Raw genomic sequence first — 19,862 nt, 5'->3', positions numbered from 1 at the left:
TCTATAAAAACAATCATATACATACTGCCCTGTAACTGACCCATCGGTTTCAGGGCAGCGAGAAAAAATATCAAACTGTCTGCAAATCCTATTTCCAGATTATTCCTTTGGTATCACTCATTGAAAGCTGCTCGTCGATAATAGGCATTTCTCGTTTAAAAAATCCTCTCTAATAATTATTGACACCTTTTTCGAACTCTTATGTAATCGATTACATAAAATTCGGAGCCAAATACAGTGAACAACAGAATAATAAACATTGGCATGATCGGCAGCGGCTTTATGGGGAAGGCACACAGTTGTGCTTACAATGCCATCAAAGTCATGATGCCCGATATTGAGGGGATTCAATGTCATTCTATTGCCACCAAACAAACCGAAAATCATAAAGAGTTCACCGAGCATTGGGGTTGGCAGACTGTTGAAAATGACTGGAAAAAGGTTGTATCAAATCCTGAAATCGATGTGATTGATATCTGCGTACCCGGTTTCCTTCATTATTCCGTCACAATAGAAGCCCTTCGTCACGGCAAACATGTTATCTGTGAAAAACCTCTGGCTATGACAACTGCTCAAGCAGAGGAAATGGCTGTGACAGCTTTATCCAGCCAGACGATCCACGGCGTCAGCTTTAACTACCGTTTTCTTCCGGCAATCAAGCTGGCTAAAGGGCTTATCGCAAAAGGCAAACTGGGATCAATTCGCCACTTCCGGGCCTGCTACCTGCAGGACTGGTTGGTTAACCCCGAATTCCCAATGACATGGCGCCTGAGGAAAGAAACAGCGGGCAGCGGAGTGCACGGTGATCTCAATGCTCATATTGTTGATCTGGCCCGCCACCTGGTTGGTGAAATAGCCGAGGTTTCCGGTTTAATGAAAACCTTTATCAACCAGCGCCCCCATGAAACCGAAAACCGGATTGATGATGTCACGGTTGACGACGCCTGCGCCTTCCTTGCTCATTTCAATAATGGCGCAATCGGCACTTTTGAATCCAGCCGGATGGCAACAGGAAGAAAAAATGCCAACTGCCTGGAGATATATGGCGAAAAAGGAGCCATTAAGTTCGATCTGGAAAGACTCAATGAGCTTGAGTTTTATGACGCATCAGAACCCGAAGCCGGTTTCCGGAGAATACTGGCAACAGAGAACGACCACCCCTGGGTACAACACTGGTGGCCATCAGGACATATCCTCGGCTGGCAACATTCCCATGCTCACCTTCTGTATGAGTTTCTCAAAGCGGTTCAGTCCAGTTCAGAGTTTCAGCCTTCCTTCAAAGACGGGCTTGCCTCGCAGAAAGTGTTAGATGCTGTGGAGCTTTCCGCAAACCAGAAAAAATGGGTGCATATAGAATAAAAATTTCTCATTAAATGTAATCGTTTACACGACACACATAAACCATTAGATGGAGATTTTATAAAGATGACTCTTTTAAAACCTGGTTAACCACCAGAGAAAAAGGCAGGCCAACCAATCACTGACTTAAAACATATCGAGAACAGAAACAGCTACAGAAATCAGCCATTGAGGGACGACAAAATGAAAAAACTACTCAGTCTCTGTCTTATGTCATTTGCCCTGGTAACTGGGTGTTCGAGCGAAACCGAAACTACTACCAAAACACTGGCAGTGGTCATGCCCAACGCTACCCATGGTTTCCTGGGAGAAAGTATCAAACATGCCGAGGCAGCGACTAAGGAGTTCGCAGAAGCCAAAGGCTATAACTATAAATTCCTGACATCTGCAGAAGCCTCTGAACAGAATAATCAGCTGGATACCCTGATTAATGAAAAAGTCGATGCCATCGTGCTCTGGCCCCATAACGGTGATGAGCTGAGATCCGGAGCCCAGTCCGTTCTGAACGAAAATATTCCTCTGATTGTTTATGATCGACTGATCACTGGTATGGAACCCACTGCTGAAGTTTTGGGTGACAATATCAAAATTGGTGAGATGGCTGGCAAATACCTGAACAAATACTTTGCCGACACCAAAGACCCAGTCAACATCCTTGAGTTCAAGGGTGACAACTCTACAGTTCCCCAGCAGCGTTCTGACGGTTTCTATTCCACTGCCAAAAAGAAAATCCACGTCGTACAGCAGTTTGATACCGGCTGGCAGCGCGCTACCGCTCAGGATCAAATGGAGAACTTTATTAACTCCCGCGATGCTGACACCGTATCTTCCATCAAGGCTGTTTTCACCCACGATGCAGAAGTTGCAGCTGGCGTGCTTATGGCTATCAAATCCTACGATGGGCCAAAGAAACTCAATATCAAGCTGGTCACTTCAGTCAGCCTGCCCAAAGAACTGCTTGAAAACTTTGAGCCATACCAGTCTGATACTGGTATCGATCAAGTTGGATACAGCTTCTCCCCCGCCATGGTACGTGATGCCATTCAGAAAGGTATCGACGTTCTTGATGGCAAGGAGGTCTCCGGTCAATACCTGATTGAAACCGAAGAAGTTGATAACAGCAATGTTAATGCTTATCGCGACGGGAATACATTCAAGATCCGCTACTCCCTGTAATTGAGCTGGTTTCATATCACCAATACCGGGAAGAATGAGCTTCCCGGTATTTATCAACGATGGTCACCCCATGAATTTAATAATGCGCAACATCGTGAAATCATTTGGTGCTACCCGGGCATTGAAAGGTGTTGATTTCACAGTGACCGATGCAGAAGTCCATGGACTGCTGGGAGAAAATGGTGCCGGCAAGTCGACTTTGATGAATATTCTTGGTGGTACCTATAATCAGAATTCCGGTGACATCATTATTGATGGGAAAGACTGCTCAACACTGGATACCAATACATCATTTAGCCTCGGGATTCGCTTTATCCACCAGGAGCTGAATCTGGTGAATGATCTTATGGCTTATGAAAACCTGTTTCTGGGAAGGGAGAAAACCTCCCAATATGGCAGACTTGATAAGCTAGCAATGATTCAAGCATCCACTGCTGTTTTCAAGAGAATGAATGTGGATATTGACCCGCTGACAGAAGTTCGGGATCTCGATACCTCCCAAAAACAGCTGGTTGAAATAGCCAGAGCACTGCTGTTTGACTGCAAGCTTATTATTATGGATGAGCCCACGACGGCACTGACAAACAAAGAAATCAGCAACCTTTTTGATATTATCCGCTCATTAAAAAACGAAGGCGTTAGCGTGATTTATATATCGCATAAGATGCCTGAACTATTTGAGATTTGTGATTCTTATACCGTATTTCGTGATGGTTGCTTTATTCAGTCTGGCGCAATCAAGGATATCGATGAACATATAGCTACAGAACTGCTGGTTGGCAGAAAAATAGACAGCGATGAAGTTGTTAAGCCTGCCAATACCAATAGTTCGGTCATGGATATCAATGCCCTTTCCTGTAAACCGTATTTTAGAGATGTCTCCTTTAGCCTCAAGAAAGGTGAAGTACTGGCTATTACCGGTCTGTTTGGTGATGGCCGGGGGGAGCTGGCCGAATGTCTCTTCGGCGCACGCCATACCACTGATGGCGAAATTCTAATTAATGGAAAAGTCTCAAAGCATCGCCGGATAAAAGATGCCATTGATGCCAGCATCGCAATGATCCCCCGCAACAGGAAGGAACGATCAATCATTCCTGATATGAGTATTCAGGATAATCTGTCCATGGCGAGCTTCTCGAATAATGGCAACAGCTTGTTTGTTCGAAAACCACAGGAACGTGAACGATTTTCCCGCTGCCAGAAAAACATGAATATTAAGTCTGGGCATCCGGATAACCTGATCACATCCTTAAGTGGCGGTAATCAACAGAAAGTAATTTTTTCCCGTTGGCTTGAGCTTGATTCAGACATCCTGATTCTTGATAACCCCACACAGGGAATCGATGTGGGTGCCAAATTTCAGATTTACCACTTAATCAATCAACTCTCAGAACAGAGTAAAAGCTGCATTCTGTTCAGCTCAGAATTTCCGGAAATCTACCAGGTCGCGGATAGATGCCTTGTTATGTACATGGGACAGGTCAACACAATCCTCTCCCGCGAAGAACTTACCGAAATGAATGTTATGTATTACGCAACAGGGTCCAACCTGGAGGTTAAGAATGCGATTAACCAGTGATGCCATAATGGTTCAGCAGAAAGCCAAAGGTGAAGCCTTGAAGCGTTTCTTCTCGAACCACCCTTACCTGATCTCATTTGCTGTACTGGCAGTGATCGCCACCATAATTAATCCGGACTACCTGACCTACACCAGCTTATCAACACTGCTTAAACAGTCAGCTATCAAAGGTGTGATTGCCCTCGGTATGACACTGGTGATTATCTCTGGAAATATTGATCTCTCTGTAGGTGCAATCGTTGCTCTGGTCTCCGGCCTGGGAGTTGTCGTTTTCAACACCACTGAGAGTATTGTTGTCACCCTGCTGTTCTGCAGTCTGTTCGGTAGCATTCTCGGGTGGATAAACGGCATGTTTATCACTAAGGGGCGAATAGCTGCCTTTATAGTTACTTTGGCAACTATGTCTGCCTACCGCTCGATCATTGTTCAGATTGGCCAGGGTGGCCCATTTAATGTTGATATGAATGTTCTGTCGGCTATTACCACAGTTGTTAATGGCCGTACCCTCGGTGTACCTCACCTGGCTTTGATATTTGTCTTCCTGGCCGTTGCCATGCACCTGCTGATGTCCCAGACCAAATTTGGCCGGTATGTCTATGCCGTTGGTTCCAATGAAGAGGCAGCACGACTGACCGGTATTAATGTACACCGGGTGAAGATTATCACCTTCTGTATTATCGGTGCTTTATCTGGTATCTCTGCATTTCTGTTAATCGGCCGCCTGACATCAATAACAGCCGTTAATGCCGGTATATTTTTTGAGTTGGATGCCATAGCCGCTGTTGCTATCGGAGGAGCGGCCATGAGTGGTGGCCGTGGTCGTATTGCCGGAACATTCCTTGGCGCCATTATGCTGCAGATGATTGAAGGCATTCTTATTGCCGCAGCTATTCCACCTTTCTTAAACGGCCTGGTCAAAGGGATCATCATTCTGCTTGCAGTGCTTTTCCAGAATAAGAAAAGTGACTGATCAATTCTTCCTGGTTCAGTCATACAACATAATGAATAAGGAGTCAGACTTTGAAAACGCTAAAAGGACCGGCAATATTTCTTGCGCAATTTATCAGGCCGGATGCACCCTTTAACCATCTGGACACTCTGGCAGAGTGGGCTTCGTCCTGTGGTTTTAAAGGGATTCAGGTTCCCACAATTGATGCATCAATATTTCCACTGGATAAAGCCGCATCTGATCCTACATGGTGTAGAGAACTGAAAGAAAAGCTTGCTGATAAAAACATTCAAATCACTGAGCTGTCCACCCATCTGCAGGGCCAGTTAATGGCTGTGCATCCAGCTTACCTGCCACTCTACAGTCAGTTTGCACCGGAAGCGTATCGAAAAAACGCTCAAAGCCTGCATGACTGGGCCCATGAACAGATGCTGATGACAGCTGAGGCTTCAGCCAACCTTGGTCTTAAAGCCTGTGCATCATTCTCAGGGTCACTGGCCTGGCCATTTATCTACCCATGGCCCCAAAGACCCAAGGGGTTAGTTGAGGAAGCGTTTGCCCAGCTGGCAGAAAGGTGGAAACCGATACTCAATGCTTTCGACCAGGCAGATACCGATATCTGCTTTGAACTGCATCCCGGAGAAGACCTCCATGATGGTGCCAGCTTTGAATATTTTCTCGATCTTGTTGATAATCACCCACGTTGTCATATTTTATACGACCCTAGCCACTTTGTTCTGCAACAGCTCGACTACCTCGGATTTATTGACCGTTACCATCAACGGATCAAGGCTTTCCACGTAAAAGATGCTGAACTGAATTGCAATGAGCGTTCCGGTGTTTATGGTGGATATCAGGACTGGATTGATCGTCCCGGTCGCTTCCGTTCACTCGGAGACGGGCAGATTGATTTCAACGGAATCTTCAGCAAACTGGCGCAGTATGATTTTGATGGCTGGGCCGTTCTTGAATGGGAATGTTGCCTGAAAGACAGCATAGTGGGAGCCAAAGAGGGAGCCCGCTTTATTCAGGAGCATATCATCCCGGTTACCGAGCGAAGCTTTGATGATTTCGCAGACTCGGGAGTCAGCAAACAGCAGCTGTCATTATTACTTGGCTCTAAGAACCAAGAACGTTTATAGCGATATTTCAGGGAAATATGTATGGCAACGATGAAGGATGTTGCTCTACTGGCGAACGTATCTACCGCGACTGTCTCGCGCACGCTGGTTAAACCGGAAAGTGTCAGCGAGACAACCCGCCTGCGTGTGGAACAGGCAGTTATCGAGACCGGTTATAAGATCAATTCCCAGGCAAGAAGTTTAAGGCGCAATGAGACCCGAACCGTTGTCGTAGTTGTGTCAGATATTGATAACCCGTTCTATTCAGAAATCATAAAAGGGATAGAACAGGAAGCTGTCGCCAACGATTATCTGGTTGTTCTTGGGGATGCCAGCCAGCAGGAACGGGATAGGATTTACAGCGAACTGGTCTACACACGCCAGGCGGATGGGCTGATTCTTCTGGGGGTTCCACTACCAAAGCCGTTGAAAGCCAAACTTAACAGCTCACTGCCTCCACTGGTTATGGCCTGTGAGTATGAACCAGACCGTAAGCTGCCTACTGTTGGCATTGATAACAGGGCTGCTGCCAAGGAAGCCACTGAGTACCTGATTAAACTTGGTCATCACCGGATCGGTTGTGTCACCGGAATGGGAGATAACCCCCTGACAGTCTGTCGATTACAGGGATATAAAGAAGCCTTGGCGGCCACTAATATTCCATTCGATGAACAGCTGATTGTTGCCGAAGCGTATAACCCGGACGGTGGCAGTAATGCCATGCGTTACTTTCACTCTCTTGCAGAGCCGCCAACGGCCATCTTCTGCCATGCAGATACGCAGGCGATAGGTGTTCTTCACCAGGCACGGAGTTTGGGTATTTCCGTTCCGGAACAACTGTCGGTTATGGGGTTTGATGGTCTTCCCATCGGCAGTTACTGCTTCCCTACCCTGACCACCATTTTGCAACCACGGGTTGAACTGGGCAGAGTCACCATGCAGTCCCTTATGGATAGTATGAAAGGACTACCTGCCAGAGACAGGCTGCTCCCTCATGAGTTGATTATTCGAGGCAGTGTCGCAATGAGATAAGGCCGGTTTAACCAGCCTTGTCTTCAAATATTGACCCTGTCTTTCAGGATGCTCCATGAAAAGCAATCAAGGCAGCGGTGATGGCAACATTCAGAGACTCAACCCCATTATTCATAGGAATACTCAGTTTCTGATCACAAAGGGAAAAGACTTTATCACTGACCCCCTCGGTTTCATTCCCCAGCACATAAGCCACTGAACCTTTGGGTGAGAAGGCAAACAGTGAATCATTCGCATGAGACGATAAAGCACAGCAGGTGACTCCCGCCTGCTCCAGTGCCTTCAGGCCAGATTCCAGAGTATCGCAATAAATCAGCGGTGCTTTAAACAGAGTACCGGTGCTGGCCTTGATAACCAGAGGCGACAAAGCTGCACACCCGGCTCTGGGCAATAACAGACCATCCGCATTACCGGCACAGACCGAGCGAATAATCATGCCAAGGTTCTGGGGGTTAGTAATACGATCCAGTGCTACCAGTTTGAAAGATTTACCGCCCTTCTGCTCCAGAAACTCCTCCAGCGTCTGCTGGCGGGCAAGCCTGAGGTCAGCCGCAACGCCCTGGTCCTGCTTACCGTTGCGGGAAATTCGGGAAAGTACCTTTTTATCGTGATAAAGAATCTCTACACCACGAGCTTCTGCTTCCCGGATGATATCGCTGATAATACCGGCTGGTCTATTGCTATCCGCCAGATGCAGTCGGTAGATATCCAGGTTTTTATCCTGCAGAGCTTCCAGCACAGGCTTGCGGCCATATATGGTCAGCAGGCTGTCGAAAAACGTCTTTTTCTTGAGGTACTGCTCGGAATCCCCGGTCATCTCATTCATATCAGTGCCACGATTATGCAAAATGGCAGCATGATAGCAGTAGAGATATATGCTGCCCAGCTACAGAGGGAGACGACAATATTGTGTTCCGTGTATAAATACCCTCCTACTGCAAGCGCGCTGAACCAGCCTGACATAATCGTTATGAACATATCCTGTGTGATAAAGACTAACAGCTAAGCAGATGCAAAATCGCTTAGAACAGCATTTGTGAAACAGAGAAAAGTGACTCTTATTAAGCAAGATGCTTTTCAAAGGCTTAAAAAACTACAGGAGAATTTTATTATGTATGGCAATACTGGAATATCAGGTGCAACGCCAATTTATCCACCCGCGCAGCCTCCAACGCTTGAATATACTTTGGCCAGCAAGGTCGGCCCTTGTATTAAAGAAAGTTCGGCCCATTTTGTACAAATTGCAACTGCTTTAGAAGTTGAATGGTTAGACTTAAGCGCTATGGGGAACACTGGTCAGAGCCAAAGGGTATTGATGATGATAATAGATCGATATGACAAAGCCAGCCAAAAGACCTTACCGGAAAAAATAAATACACTGATAGAAGTGTATAATAATTATGGTTTAGGAAAATATGCAGCAATACTGGACAAGAAGTTTAAGGATATTTTACAGCCATCACCAAGTCATACCCAACCTACTGCTCAGCTTACTGGTACAAGTGCCAGTCAAACTCCCATATCGGCTGCAAGCCCGGAGGAAAAAGATAGAGAGATAGCAGTACTAAAACAAGAATTAACTCAACTATACAGCCAATGCAGCCAACTAAAAGATCAATTACAGCAAGAAAGAGTGGAACGGCGTTCGGAAAGCCTTCATCTCAAAGCACAAATAGATAGGTTGCAAGGTCAAGTTAGTGCGGGGAGAGAAAAGACCGAGGAAATCAGTAAAGGCACGCCAGCAGCAGCCACAAGCCAGGCAGACGGGGATCTACAGGGTTTTCACTCAACCGGGAATATTGAAACGCGACTTTTTCTAAGTTTCCTGTCCCAAAAATGCTCTCACCTCGTAAACGAGGTTGCAAGTGAGTTCGACTGCACACAAGCGTTAACACAATGGTTAATGATACAAACTCCATCTGACCAATATATAGCTTTAATGCGGGCAATAGAGAACAAGCATAGATACCCTAAAACCCACGCTCCGGGAAATAAAGGTTTTGCCATGGGGCTAATTCAGGTTTTTAAGGATATGGGTCAGGAACATTTAATTAAAGAGATGCGACATCGTATTATAGATCGACAAAAACCCTTATCAAAACAATAGAACCTTTTGAGGCGGGATCATAAATGAATCCATTACACCGATTTAATGAGTGTTTGAATCCAGCGTTTAACGCTTGCCGGAAGGCAGCCTCAGTGAGAGATGGCGTCGACTATTAACGGAAGTTAGAGACCCTATAAATGACTCGACATGGACATCAGTTCCTGCTTCCACCCCTCGGCCAGTCGGGCCTCCATGGTTTTGATCCCGTATCAATACTGCCAACTATAACGCTCATCAATTGTAATAGAAAGACGACCAGAATCAATGGAATACAAGCAGCGCTAACCGGCTTGCTATGAACGATGATTAATAATCTTTGACTAATAGTTCATCAGGCAAATTTTATATAAGGTTCCAGCATTATGGACACAACAAACAGTTATTCGGGAATCCCATCCAGCTCTTCTGCTGCTTATTCTTGCACAACGCAAAACTCACCAGAAGTAGAAGGATCTTGCAAAGCCAGTCTCGCTTCAAACGTTGTAAACACAGAACAAGGTTCTGTAGTAAATAACACCACATCAACCCCTCAGTTATCAAACAGCCAAGAGCGGGAAATATCCACCCCGAAAAATGAGAATGCAGCGGGCATTTCCATGGTAAAGAGAACTGTCCAAAAAAATCCACGGCCATCCAATGCAATCGATCACAAGTATCTACTTGCAAAACTTGGTATTACAGAAGATTCAGTTGCGAAAATCCCCAATAATGAACTAAAAGCACTGTATAAAACGAAAAAATTATCTGATTGTGAAATACGAGTCACCAAAAATCTTCGCCGGAAAGTTAAAAATAGAATAAATGAGAACAAGAGAAGGAGTGAAGAAAAAAAGCTTGAGGAAGAACTTAAATTTGAAGTTGATATTTTGAAGACACAACACAAATTGATTATTGAAGAAATAAACCGTCTACAGGAAGATATCAACTGTTTTAAAGAAATCTGCAAGAAAACTGTTTCGGAAGTTCCCACGCCTTCTTGAAAATGTGTTTTTGTAGTTTGCTTCAGTGAGTAACTGCTCAGAATTCGTAGGCAAACTTTTCAGTCGATTGGCTGCAGCCCAGTAATACCAAGATACGACCTATCGAAAGTCTACTTTTGCCTGCAAACAGCCATGAGCGGGAAATGCCCACCACGAAAAATGAGAATGCAGTGGACATTTCCATGGTAAAAATGAGCAGTTACTTCAGTTATTCCGTTGCGCACAGGCTACAATATCAGGCCTGTCTTTGGACTTAAATTCAATCCTGGAGTATATTTTGTCATCATAACTGGGTGTGATGTGGTATTCGATACCGCAGGGATGTGCATCGTATTCAGGATCCCTCTGGATAACTTTACATACTTTTCCACTCGAATCTACTTCCGGGTACAGTCGCTGCCCATGGCCTATGATGTAACATGCTCTGCCTGCTGCAGTAATCTGTATATTAAACATGAGCGGATTTACAAAACAGAAAGTCTCTGAATGCTGTTTCTTTTTAATGACATCATCTAGCAGCCTGGCATAATTAGTGCCAAACATAAACAGTTGCTTCATATCATGTTTGTTGTGCCCATTGCGTGCAAGATGCAAGACTTCCCTAGAATACCTGTTAAATTCATCATACCCTGGCGGCACATCAAATGTCAGTATTGATTCATCTTGTTTATATTTAGGTAGTAATTTAAAAGGGGATGGCTTTATATAAAGCCCCGCCCTACTTTGAGAATCCTCACTGTCATACTCCTTTTTTTGTACCCAAAAAATATGAGTCTTGACATCATCTATAACATCCAAATCAGACAGTTTTTTTCTATCAATATCCAGACATGCAAATGCGTATATTCCTGTCACGCCAGGAACCTCATCAGCATCTTTTAATTTTGGCAACAAACGATGATCTAATAAATAATCCACCCCATAAATAAATTTTCCATTTTATGTCCATATAAATTATTATAGTGAGATACCATATTCAACTTATCCACATCGGCTTTACCATCTTTTCTGTAACATAACGGTTCATCTGTTGGTGGCGAGATCAGTTTAAGCTTCCATGTTTGACATTCAGTCCCAGCTATTTGCGCTGTACTACTAAGAGGAATTGTCGACTTCCATAATCGCTCATAAGAAAGTGAACCAAAGTAGCGGCCTCCGCAATATAGCCCGTACTTTGTGGCCATAATCACATCCATCTCTGAATGTTCAGCCAAGTGTTCCTCCAAACAGCGGTAATTCACTTTTCTTCCACAGTATGGTACAGTGCAGACGAGGCGATAATAATCCAAGTTTGCTTGTAAGAATTTATTCATTTCTATTCTCTCATCTTCTGAAGCCGGGTCATTTCCGCATAATGGACATTTTGCACCGGCTCTGCTTGCGTTAACTGTTGTATCTACCCTTTCGAGGCGTCCAGAGGAGTTCCGTATCCATTTGTTTGTGGGGGATGACGCAAACTCGGAATTTTTATAAGAATTTCCGGCTCTGCTTTCATTAAAAGTGGAAAACTTACTTTTTGTTACTTTTTCTGGTGGAAACACATCATTAAAACTGTCTGAATGTGACCTTTTTCGAGTTTTTTGCCTTTTTCCACTTTCATCTGAAACAGAGCCTTTTGCACCAGTTGACTCTAATTTTTCCACACAACGCTCACACAATGCGTGTTCTATCTCTGTGCAGTAGCTATGTGATGTAAGACCATTCATACAAACACTACACTGTTTGATACATTCTGTTTCCTCAAAAATTCTCCAAGTTGATTCACCAATTATGATATCACTTTCAAGTTCCCTCTTAGGATTTATTTTCTCGTGAACTGTGATTGATTCAAGAGATGATTGAGCAGACTGTGTTTTTGATAACGGTGTTGCCATTGAATTGTCCTCCATGTTTGTTAACGAAATTCACTTCATAAGTAGATATTTTAACCTGACTGTTAATCAATTTTATTGCGTAACATTAACCAGCAGACGCTTCCCCCTTAAGCTTTTTTAAGCTTGCGCATAGCCAATAATGGATGGTCTGCCCGGATACTTGTATTCAATTCTGGACCAGGTTTTTCGATCGCGGCTCAATGTAAAGCAGTGCTCCACACCACAGGCATTAGCATCACCTGGCGGATCTGATTGTATAACCTGATAGACTTCACCGTGTTCATTTATCACCGGTTTTAATTGTTGCCCTTGAGCGGTAACGAACTGACACATACCTTTTGAAGAACAAAGCACATCACGCATGATTGGATTTAAAAAACAGAATGTATCCGTAGCTTGTTTAGTTTGACAAACATTATTCAGCAAACTCGCCTGATTCGAACCAAACATAAATAACATTTTCATGTTTGGCCGGTGATGCCCTTTACGAACCATATCAAGTAGCAACTTACTAAATCGAGATTTCTGTGCATACACCTCTGACAAACTGGCATAATATGAAGCTATAGAATCTTGAGATACAGCTGATAATGTTACATTTGAATCAGAATCAGGTATTCTTTCTTCGGCTGTCAGCGTCTGGCCACCGCCCTCTTGCCTGCTCCATAGGAAACTTACTCCCCCCTCTGGTTTACCCATATCAAAATTGATTAGATCTTTATCTTTTCCAATATCTTCTCCAACAAATGAATATACACCAAGATTTTTCTCCGCCCCAATAGCTCCTTCTCCTGAAATGGAATAGTCAACCCCATGAATAAATCGATCAATTATTATTCCTCTTGAATACATAATATTCAAATGCGACACCATATCAACTTTATCCTTATTATCTTCAAATTTTTCTGCGAGTTTAATAACTTCATCGGTCGGTGATGATTCAAGTTGAATTCTCCAGCTCTGTATTTCAACCGGCAACATGCCCTCGCGATTAAAGTCAGTAGGAAATCGTGACGATTGGTCAAAGCTATAAAACAGAGAACCAAAGAAACGGCCATTACAATACAGCGCATACTCCTTAGCGAAGCATGGTTCTGGAGTGCCTTCAGGAGGATGACTGGGAGCACTATCCCTTTTGTGTTCTAATAGATGCCCTCTTATTCGATGATAATCACCTTCCCAGTCGCACCCGGATTCTTGGCAAATGAATTGTATTGAAAGCAACTCTTTTTTAACTTTTTCGTTGTATGTTTTACAAACATCATCTTTTTCTTTTTCCCCCCGACATAAAGGGCAAGTTTTTTTTCAAGTTTAGATATACAAAACTCACACAAAGAGTGCCTCTCATCCTTACAGAAGAGATGCGTTGAAGATTTCATCAGACAGACAGGACACTCTCCGATGTGTATTGAACCGGCACCACGAACCTTCCAATGAGAATCAAAAAGAGTGACTTCTTTAGCCGGATCGTGCCCCTTTACATCTCCAGTTTCTGGAGAGGAAAACCCCAGACCTTGAAGATCTTCGACTAGCTTACCTACAGTGCATGCTTCCAATCCATAACCCTCCATGGTTCTTCACAAAAATTCACATTCTCCTGTTTTGATAAATGTTCTCTGAATTAGTTTTGCGTCGTAAGTTATAATAACAACCTTGTTAAACCTCCATTCCTCCCGTTTTCTCTATTCTGGCTCTCTTTCATCGCCCTGTTTTGCCCCCCCATGCGGCAACAAAGACTGCTTTTTCTACACAAACCCCTTATAATTCGCCGCCGTATTTTTACAATGCCCTGCGCCCCGGTTTTTCTGCCTGGGCTTAAGTTAATCCAGTCATTAATTTATGGAATGGCCAACTACTGTGCTGAATAATATGGGCATTGCGGGTTATGCTAATTCGAGCACCCAAGAGCCTGTGCGGGGTGAATAAACATGGTAAATAGTTTATGGAATCCATGACCGAGCTGTCCCTTATTCTGGTCAGCGCCATACTGGTCAACAATTTTGTTCTGGTACAGTTCCTTGGATTGTGCCCGTTTATGGGTGTCTCCAACCGGCTGGAAACAGCGGTAGGAATGTCGCTGGCAACAACCTTTGTCCTGACGCTGGCTTCGATCTGCAGTTACCTGACCTATCGGTATATTCTGGTTCCCCTGGGATTGGAGTTTCTCAAAACTCTGGCCTTTATTCTGGTGATTGCTGTGGTGGTGCAGTTCACCGAGATGGTGGTCCATAAAACCAGTCCGCTACTCTATCGGGTTCTGGGTGTTTTTCTTCCTCTTATTACCAGTAACTGTGCCGTACTTGGTGTTGCCCTGCTGAACAGTAACCGCTTGAACACCTCATTTATTGATTCTGCTGTATACGGCTTTGGTGCTGCGGCTGGTTTCTCGCTGGTGCTGGTGCTGTTTGCCGCCATGCGTGAACGGGTCGCGGCTGCCGATGTGCCCACGCCTTTCCGGGGTTCTGCCATCGGTATGATTACCGCAGGACTGATGTCGCTGGCCTTTATGGGCTTTACTGGCCTGATCAAGTTGTAGGAGGGCGGGAACAGGAATTATGGATACCGCTATTTATGCCCTTCTTGCCCTGCTGGCTCTGGCTCTTGCCTTCGGTGCTCTGCTGGGCTTCGCCTCGGAGAAATTCAAGGTTGAAGGCAATCCGATTGTTGATCAGATCAATGACCTGCTGCCCCAGACTCAATGCGGCCAGTGTGGTCACCCCGGCTGTCGCCCTTACGCTGAAGCGATTGCCAATGGCGAAGAGATCAACAAGTGTCCTCCTGGTGGCCAGGCCACAATCAATGCTTTAGCTGACCTGCTTGATCAGGAACCAATGGAGCTGGATGACGAACATGGTGTGGAAAAGCCACCCATGGTCGCCTTTATCCGGGAAGATGAATGTATTGGCTGCACCAAGTGCATTCAGGCCTGTCCGGTCGATGCCATCCTGGGGGCAGCCAAGCAGATGCATACAGTTATTGCCGACGAATGTACTGGCTGTGATCTGTGTGTTGAACCCTGCCCTGTTGACTGTATTGATATGGTGCCTATCGCCACAACCACCCGTACGTGGAAATGGGATCTGCCCAAGAAACAAACTGAGACTGCAAACCTGATTGCCACCGATACGCAGGGAGAGCTTGTATGAGTTCCAATCCAAGCCAAGGCATTCCCCTGCGCACTATCCATGAGTTTCCCGGTGGCGTACACCCGGGAGAGAATAAAGAGCAGTCGACCCGCACGCCGATTGCAACGCCACCGCTGCCAAATACATTTATTCTGCCACTGAACCAGCACTCCGGTGCTCCAGCAGAACTGCTGGTTAAAGTCGGTGATTATGTATTGAAAGGGCAAATGCTGGCCCGGGCCAATGGTTTTGTCAGCTCCCCCGTGCACGCGCCGACATCAGGAACGGTTACCTCTGTTGGTATGCATCCGGTTCCGCACTGGTCAGGGCTGGAAGAAACCTGCCTGGTTCTTGAAGCTGATGGCAAAGATCAATGGTGTGAGCTGGATCCGGTAGCTGATTACAAAACAGTTGAAAAAGATGAACTGGTTCAGTGTATACACGACGCAGGGATTGTTGGCCTGGGTGGTGCCGGTTTCCCTGCCGCAGTAAAAATGTCGTCCCGCAAAGCCAGCAAGATTCACACCCTGATTGTGAATGGTGCCGAGTGCGAACCCTATATCACCGCTGACGATATGCTGATGCGGGAACGGGCCGACCGCCTTCTGGGTGGTATTGAAATTCTGCAGCATATGCTCAATCCGCAGGAAGTGCTGATCGGTATTGAAGACAACAAACCGGAAGCGATTGAAGCCATGCGCAAAGTCTGCGCAGGCAAAGATGCTATTGAAGTTGTTCCTGTTCCAACCAAATACCCTTCCGGCGATGCCCAGCGTCTGATCTGGCTTCTAACTGGCAAGGAAGTTCCCAGCGATGCCCGCTCCGTTGATATCGGTATGCTCTGTTATAACGTCGGCACACTGGTCGCGATTTACGATGCCATTACCGAAGGCAAACCGCTGATCTCCCGTGTTACCACTTTGACCGGTGCCGCTTTGCACCAGCCAGGAAATGTTGAAGCATTGATAGGTACTCCGGCAGAACATCTTCTGGAATTTGCAGGCATTCAGGATGAGCAGTTTGATGCTCTGGTTATGGGCGGCCCGATGATGGGGCATACCCTTGATACCACCGCTGTTCCTGTGATCAAAACCAGCAACTGTTTTATTGCCGCTTCAAGGGAAGAGTTTCCACCGCCTCCGCCTGAACAAGCCTGTATCCGCTGTGGTATGTGTGCAGATGCCTGCCCGCTGTCACTGCTGCCCCAACAACTGTACTGGCATGCCAAGTCGCAAAACCATGAGCAGCTGCATCACCACAACCTGTTTGATTGCATCGAGTGTGGTGCCTGTTCCTATGTCTGCCCCAGCTCTATTCCGCTGGTGCAATACTTCCGTGCAGGCAAAGACGAAATTCGTTTCCAGAAAGCCAAAAGCGAGAAGGCCGAACGTTCACGCCAGCGTTTTGAACAGAGACAGAAGCGTCTGGAAGCCGTTGCCGCCGAGAAAGAAGCCCGCCGCAAGGCCAATGCCGAAAAGGCCCGCCGAGCAAAAGAGGCTAAAGCGGCTGCCGGACAAAGTGCTGGTCAAAATAGTGCAGATACATCCGCTGCTGACGCCAAGGCAGATATGATCAAAGCTGCCATGGAACGAGCCAAAGCCAAGAAAGCTACCAGGGCAGCTGGCACAGATGTCGCTACCGCTTCATCAGGCAAACCGGCACGGCCACAGCTCTCTCCTAAACAAAAAGAGCTGAAAATTCAGTTGTCAGTTGTTAATGCCCAGATCAAGAAATGTGAACGGGCTGCCAGCCAGGCTGGAGAGAACTCCTCTCCTGAAGCTGAAAAGCTTCAAGCTGATATCGATAAACTGAAACAGCAACAGACTCAGCTTAAAGCCGAGTTCGAAGCGGCTTCCGCTCCGACTGAAGCTCCTGCCAAACCAGCCAAAGCCGAACTCAGTGCCGATGAGAAAAAGCACAAGATCGAATTGGCCATGGCGCGGGCTGCGGTCAAGAAAGCAGAACGGGCTGTGACCACTGCCAAGGAATCCGACAGTGACCAGCTGCAAACCCTGCAACAGCAACTTGAAGACAAGCGTCGTGAACTGGCCCGATGCGAAGAGGCCGTGTAAAAAATGGCATTAATACGACAAACTTCACCCCATACCTTGGGTCAGAATAAAACCAGCCATATTATGCGTCTGGTTCTGATTGCACTGGTTCCAGCCCTTGCAGCCCAGACCTGGTTCTTTGGCTGGGGCATTATCATCAATGTGATCTGGTGCTCGGTTATTGCCCTGGGGGCAGAAGCCTGGATTCTGGCACTGCGTAAGCGACCACTTTCGTTTTATCTAAGAGATAACAGTGCTTTGGTTACTGCCTGGCTGCTGGCTATGGCACTACCGGCTGCAGCTCCCTGGTGGTTGTCCCTTATTGGTGTCGGCTTTGCCATTATCTTTGGCAAGCAGCTTTATGGTGGAATGGGGAATAACCCGTTCAATCCGGCCATGGTCGGATATGTGCTGCTACTGATTTCCTTCCCACAGGAAATGACCAGCTGGGTAGCTCCTCTGGGTTCCGGTATTTCAGCGCCCGGTATTGGCGACAGTTTCTCAATGATCTTTGCCGGTTCTGCGGTTGATGGCTGGACCATGGCCACACCTCTGGATATTTTGCGGGAAAATAAAAGCCTGACTATGAATGAACTGTGGCAAAACAGCCCACAGCTCTCCGGTATGACAGGCCTCGGCTGGTTCTGGACCAACCTGGCCTTTCTGGCAGGTGGCCTTTACCTGCTGAAAGAGAAAGCCATCAGTTGGCATGCCCCGGCAGGTATGCTGCTTGCCCTTGCTGTACTGTCTCTGTTGTTCTGGAATGGTACCGGCTCTGAATCACACGGCTCGCCGATATTCCACCTGTTCTCCGGGGCCACTATGATGGGCGCCTTCTTTATTGTGACTGACCCGGTCAGCGGTGCCACATCTAATAAAGGCCGCCTGCTGTTTGGACTGGGAGTCGGCACTCTCACCTACGTTATTCGTGCCTGGGGCGGTTACCCCGATGGCGTGGCCTTTGCCACCCTGCTGATGAATATGGCCGCACCGGCTATCGATTACTGGACTCAGCCAAGAACCTATGGCCACCGCAAGCCAAAACGGGGGATGGCGAAAACAAAATGAGCAACTCAGATTCCCTTAACTCTTCGAGCACATCCCGTGCCGTCACCAGCAACAGCCTGCGTCTGGGCATCTTTGCTTTCCTGACAGTAGGACTGGTTGCCCTGACCTGGCTGGCCACTAAAGACCGTATTCAGGAACAGATCAGAGCCAGCGAGCAACGGGCTCTCTATGAGGTTCTTCCTCAGGAGATGTTTGATAACTCCCTTATTGATACAACCGTCTATCTGCCGGACACCACGCTGCTTGGCCCGATAGAAGATCCACGGGGATGGATAGCTTTCAAGGAAGGTCAGCCTTCTGCAGTGATTCTGCCTGTTGTCGCCCCGGATGGTTACAATGGGCGTATCCAGTTACTGGCTGGTATTGATTATCAGGGCAAGCTGACCGGTGTTCGGGCAATCGTTCACAAGGAAACCCCAGGTCTCGGAGATGGGATTGAAACCCGTGTTTCGGGCTGGATTCTTGGTTTTTCCGGCAAGTCCCTGACAATTCCAGATGCCACCGGCTGGGCCGTCAAGAAAGATGGTGGCGATTTTGACCAGTTTACCGGGGCAACAATCACTCCCCGGGCGGTTGTGAATGCTGTTTACCGTGTTTTGAAATATTACGATCTGTATAAAACCGATCTGTTTACCCGCGGCAAACTGACACTGGAGCCTGCCGATATCGAGGAGAACGCTAATGGCCAGCACGACTAATACCAGCACCCGCGATATTGCCTTCCAGGGTCTGTGGAAAAACAACCCGGCTCTGGTACAGCTTCTGGGCCTGTGCCCGTTGCTTGGTGTCTCCAGCAGTGTTGTTAATGCTCTGGGCCTGGGTCTGGCCACCATTGCGGTTTTGACCAGTTCCAACCTCCTGGTATCTCTATTTCGCCATCAGGTACCGGATACCATCCGCCTGCCGGTGTTTGTGATGATCATCGCGGCCCTGACCAGCTGTGTAGAGCTTATTATGCAGGCTTATACCTACGAGCTTTACAAAATTCTCGGCATATTTATTCCCCTGATCGTGACCAACTGCATCATCCTTGGGCGGGCAGATGCCTTTGCTTCCCGCAATGCCCCCCTCCCGGCTGTGCTTGATGGATTGATGATGGGTGCAGGGTTTGCAGCTGTTCTCCTGCTTCTGGGGGCATTGAGGGAGCTGATCGGACAGGGAACTCTGTTTGCCAATATGCACTTCCTGCTGGGGCCTGTTGCGGAAAACTGGCAGATCACTGTGATTGCAGATTACAAAAAGTTCCTTTTTGCCATTTTGCCGCCCGGTGCCTTTGTCTTTATGGGACTTCTGATCGCCCTGAAAAATATTGCTGACAACCGCCTTGAGAAAGCTCGAAAAGCACATCAGGAAAGTACTTCAGGCAGCAAGCGGGTTCGTGTTACCGGTTAGTAGAAGCTTCATCAGTTCAAAGTTTCTTTCCCGATAGAAATTGCCAATC

The 19,862-nt window shown here is 46.6% G+C and carries 19 protein-coding genes; 14 read left to right on the top strand and 5 right to left on the bottom strand.

Annotated features, from left to right (window positions below):
* The first annotated feature begins 237 nt into the window (after positions 1 to 237).
* From M3P05_RS13760 to M3P05_RS13735, 6 genes are all read left to right on the top strand, one after another.
* On the top strand, positions 238 to 1,359 hold the full coding sequence (locus M3P05_RS13760) for a Gfo/Idh/MocA family protein (RefSeq protein WP_249700304.1): 1,122 nt from the start codon (positions 238 to 240) through the stop codon (positions 1,357 to 1,359).
* 183 nt (positions 1,360 to 1,542) lie between these two features.
* Entirely contained in the window at positions 1,543 to 2,535 is a 993-nt protein-coding gene (locus M3P05_RS13755; RefSeq protein WP_249700303.1) for a sugar ABC transporter substrate-binding protein, read from the top strand.
* Positions 2,536 to 2,617: 82 nt separating this feature from the next.
* A complete protein-coding gene (locus M3P05_RS13750) occupies positions 2,618 to 4,114 on the top strand; it encodes a sugar ABC transporter ATP-binding protein (protein WP_249700301.1) in 1,497 nt (498 codons plus the stop codon).
* Positions 4,098 to 5,084 carry an ABC transporter permease gene (locus M3P05_RS13745; protein WP_249700300.1) on the top strand — a complete coding sequence of 329 codons (987 nt, stop codon included), beginning with the start codon at positions 4,098 to 4,100 and terminating at the stop codon, positions 5,082 to 5,084. Before M3P05_RS13750 ends, M3P05_RS13745 begins: the two co-directional genes overlap by 17 nt.
* 50 nt (positions 5,085 to 5,134) lie before the next feature.
* Entirely contained in the window at positions 5,135 to 6,205 is a 1,071-nt protein-coding gene (locus tag M3P05_RS13740) for a sugar phosphate isomerase/epimerase family protein (protein WP_249700299.1), read from the top strand.
* Positions 6,206 to 6,226: 21 nt separating this feature from the next.
* Positions 6,227 to 7,216, top strand: coding sequence for a substrate-binding domain-containing protein (locus M3P05_RS13735; protein ID WP_249700298.1), 990 nt, complete (start codon positions 6,227 to 6,229; stop codon positions 7,214 to 7,216).
* Positions 7,217 to 7,259: 43 nt separating this feature from the next.
* Here the strand turns inward: M3P05_RS13735 and M3P05_RS13730 are convergent, their stop codons facing one another.
* The gene (locus tag M3P05_RS13730) at positions 7,260 to 8,042 is read right to left on the bottom strand and encodes a TrmH family RNA methyltransferase (protein WP_249700297.1); all 783 of its coding nucleotides are present in this window, start codon (positions 8,040 to 8,042) and stop codon (positions 7,260 to 7,262) included.
* Positions 8,043 to 8,252: 210 nt separating this feature from the next.
* On the opposite strand from M3P05_RS13730, the gene M3P05_RS13725 reads away from it, so the two are divergent.
* Positions 8,253 to 9,323 carry a hypothetical protein gene (locus M3P05_RS13725; protein ID WP_249700296.1) on the top strand — a complete coding sequence of 357 codons (1,071 nt, stop codon included), beginning with the start codon at positions 8,253 to 8,255 and terminating at the stop codon, positions 9,321 to 9,323.
* Between the two features lie 362 nt (positions 9,324 to 9,685).
* Positions 9,686 to 10,303, top strand: a complete 618-nt coding sequence (locus M3P05_RS13720) for a hypothetical protein (protein ID WP_249700295.1) — start codon at positions 9,686 to 9,688, stop codon at positions 10,301 to 10,303.
* A gap of 204 nt (positions 10,304 to 10,507) precedes the next feature.
* On the opposite strand, the gene M3P05_RS13715 is transcribed toward M3P05_RS13720, so the two are convergent.
* The 4 genes from M3P05_RS13715 to M3P05_RS13700 form a co-directional block, all read right to left on the bottom strand.
* Positions 10,508 to 11,221, bottom strand: a complete 714-nt coding sequence (locus M3P05_RS13715) for a hypothetical protein (RefSeq protein ID WP_249700294.1) — start codon at positions 11,219 to 11,221, stop codon at positions 10,508 to 10,510.
* On the bottom strand, positions 11,206 to 12,177 hold the full coding sequence (locus M3P05_RS13710; protein ID WP_249700292.1) for a hypothetical protein: 972 nt from the start codon (positions 12,175 to 12,177) through the stop codon (positions 11,206 to 11,208). Before M3P05_RS13710 ends, M3P05_RS13715 begins: the two co-directional genes overlap by 16 nt.
* A 117-nt stretch (positions 12,178 to 12,294) precedes the next feature.
* On the bottom strand, positions 12,295 to 13,158 hold the full coding sequence (locus tag M3P05_RS13705; RefSeq protein ID WP_249700291.1) for a hypothetical protein: 864 nt from the start codon (positions 13,156 to 13,158) through the stop codon (positions 12,295 to 12,297).
* 176 nt (positions 13,159 to 13,334) lie between these two features.
* Positions 13,335 to 13,733, bottom strand: coding sequence for a helix-hairpin-helix domain-containing protein (locus M3P05_RS13700; protein ID WP_249700289.1), 399 nt, complete (start codon positions 13,731 to 13,733; stop codon positions 13,335 to 13,337).
* Between the two features lie 395 nt (positions 13,734 to 14,128).
* Between M3P05_RS13700 and rsxA the strand changes: the two genes are divergently transcribed.
* From rsxA to M3P05_RS13670, 6 genes are read left to right on the top strand one after another with little or no spacing between them, the layout of a single operon-like run.
* Positions 14,129 to 14,713, top strand: a complete 585-nt coding sequence (gene rsxA, locus M3P05_RS13695; protein ID WP_249700323.1) for an electron transport complex subunit RsxA — start codon at positions 14,129 to 14,131, stop codon at positions 14,711 to 14,713.
* 19 nt (positions 14,714 to 14,732) lie between these two features.
* On the top strand, positions 14,733 to 15,323 hold the full coding sequence (gene rsxB, locus M3P05_RS13690) for an electron transport complex subunit RsxB (protein ID WP_249700288.1): 591 nt from the start codon (positions 14,733 to 14,735) through the stop codon (positions 15,321 to 15,323).
* The gene (gene rsxC / locus M3P05_RS13685; protein ID WP_249700287.1) at positions 15,320 to 17,374 is read left to right on the top strand and encodes an electron transport complex subunit RsxC; all 2,055 of its coding nucleotides are present in this window, start codon (positions 15,320 to 15,322) and stop codon (positions 17,372 to 17,374) included. The genes rsxB and rsxC overlap by 4 nt, the downstream gene beginning before the upstream one ends.
* 3 nt (positions 17,375 to 17,377) lie before the next feature.
* Positions 17,378 to 18,421: an electron transport complex subunit RsxD gene (gene rsxD / locus M3P05_RS13680; protein WP_249700286.1), complete on the top strand. Its 1,044-nt coding sequence runs from the start codon at positions 17,378 to 17,380 to the stop codon at positions 18,419 to 18,421.
* The gene (gene rsxG, locus M3P05_RS13675) at positions 18,418 to 19,119 is read left to right on the top strand and encodes an electron transport complex subunit RsxG (protein ID WP_249700285.1); all 702 of its coding nucleotides are present in this window, start codon (positions 18,418 to 18,420) and stop codon (positions 19,117 to 19,119) included. Before rsxD ends, rsxG begins: the two co-directional genes overlap by 4 nt.
* A complete protein-coding gene (locus M3P05_RS13670) occupies positions 19,103 to 19,813 on the top strand; it encodes an electron transport complex subunit E (protein ID WP_249700284.1) in 711 nt (236 codons plus the stop codon). The genes rsxG and M3P05_RS13670 overlap by 17 nt, the downstream gene beginning before the upstream one ends.
* Positions 19,814 to 19,862: the final 49 nt, after the last annotated feature.

This window comes from Parendozoicomonas callyspongiae, assembly GCF_023502345.1.
GTDB lineage: Bacteria > Pseudomonadota > Gammaproteobacteria > Pseudomonadales > Endozoicomonadaceae > Sansalvadorimonas > Sansalvadorimonas callyspongiae.
The sequence above is the reverse complement of the archived record's forward strand: the minus strand, read 5'-3'. Positions and strand labels throughout refer to the sequence as shown.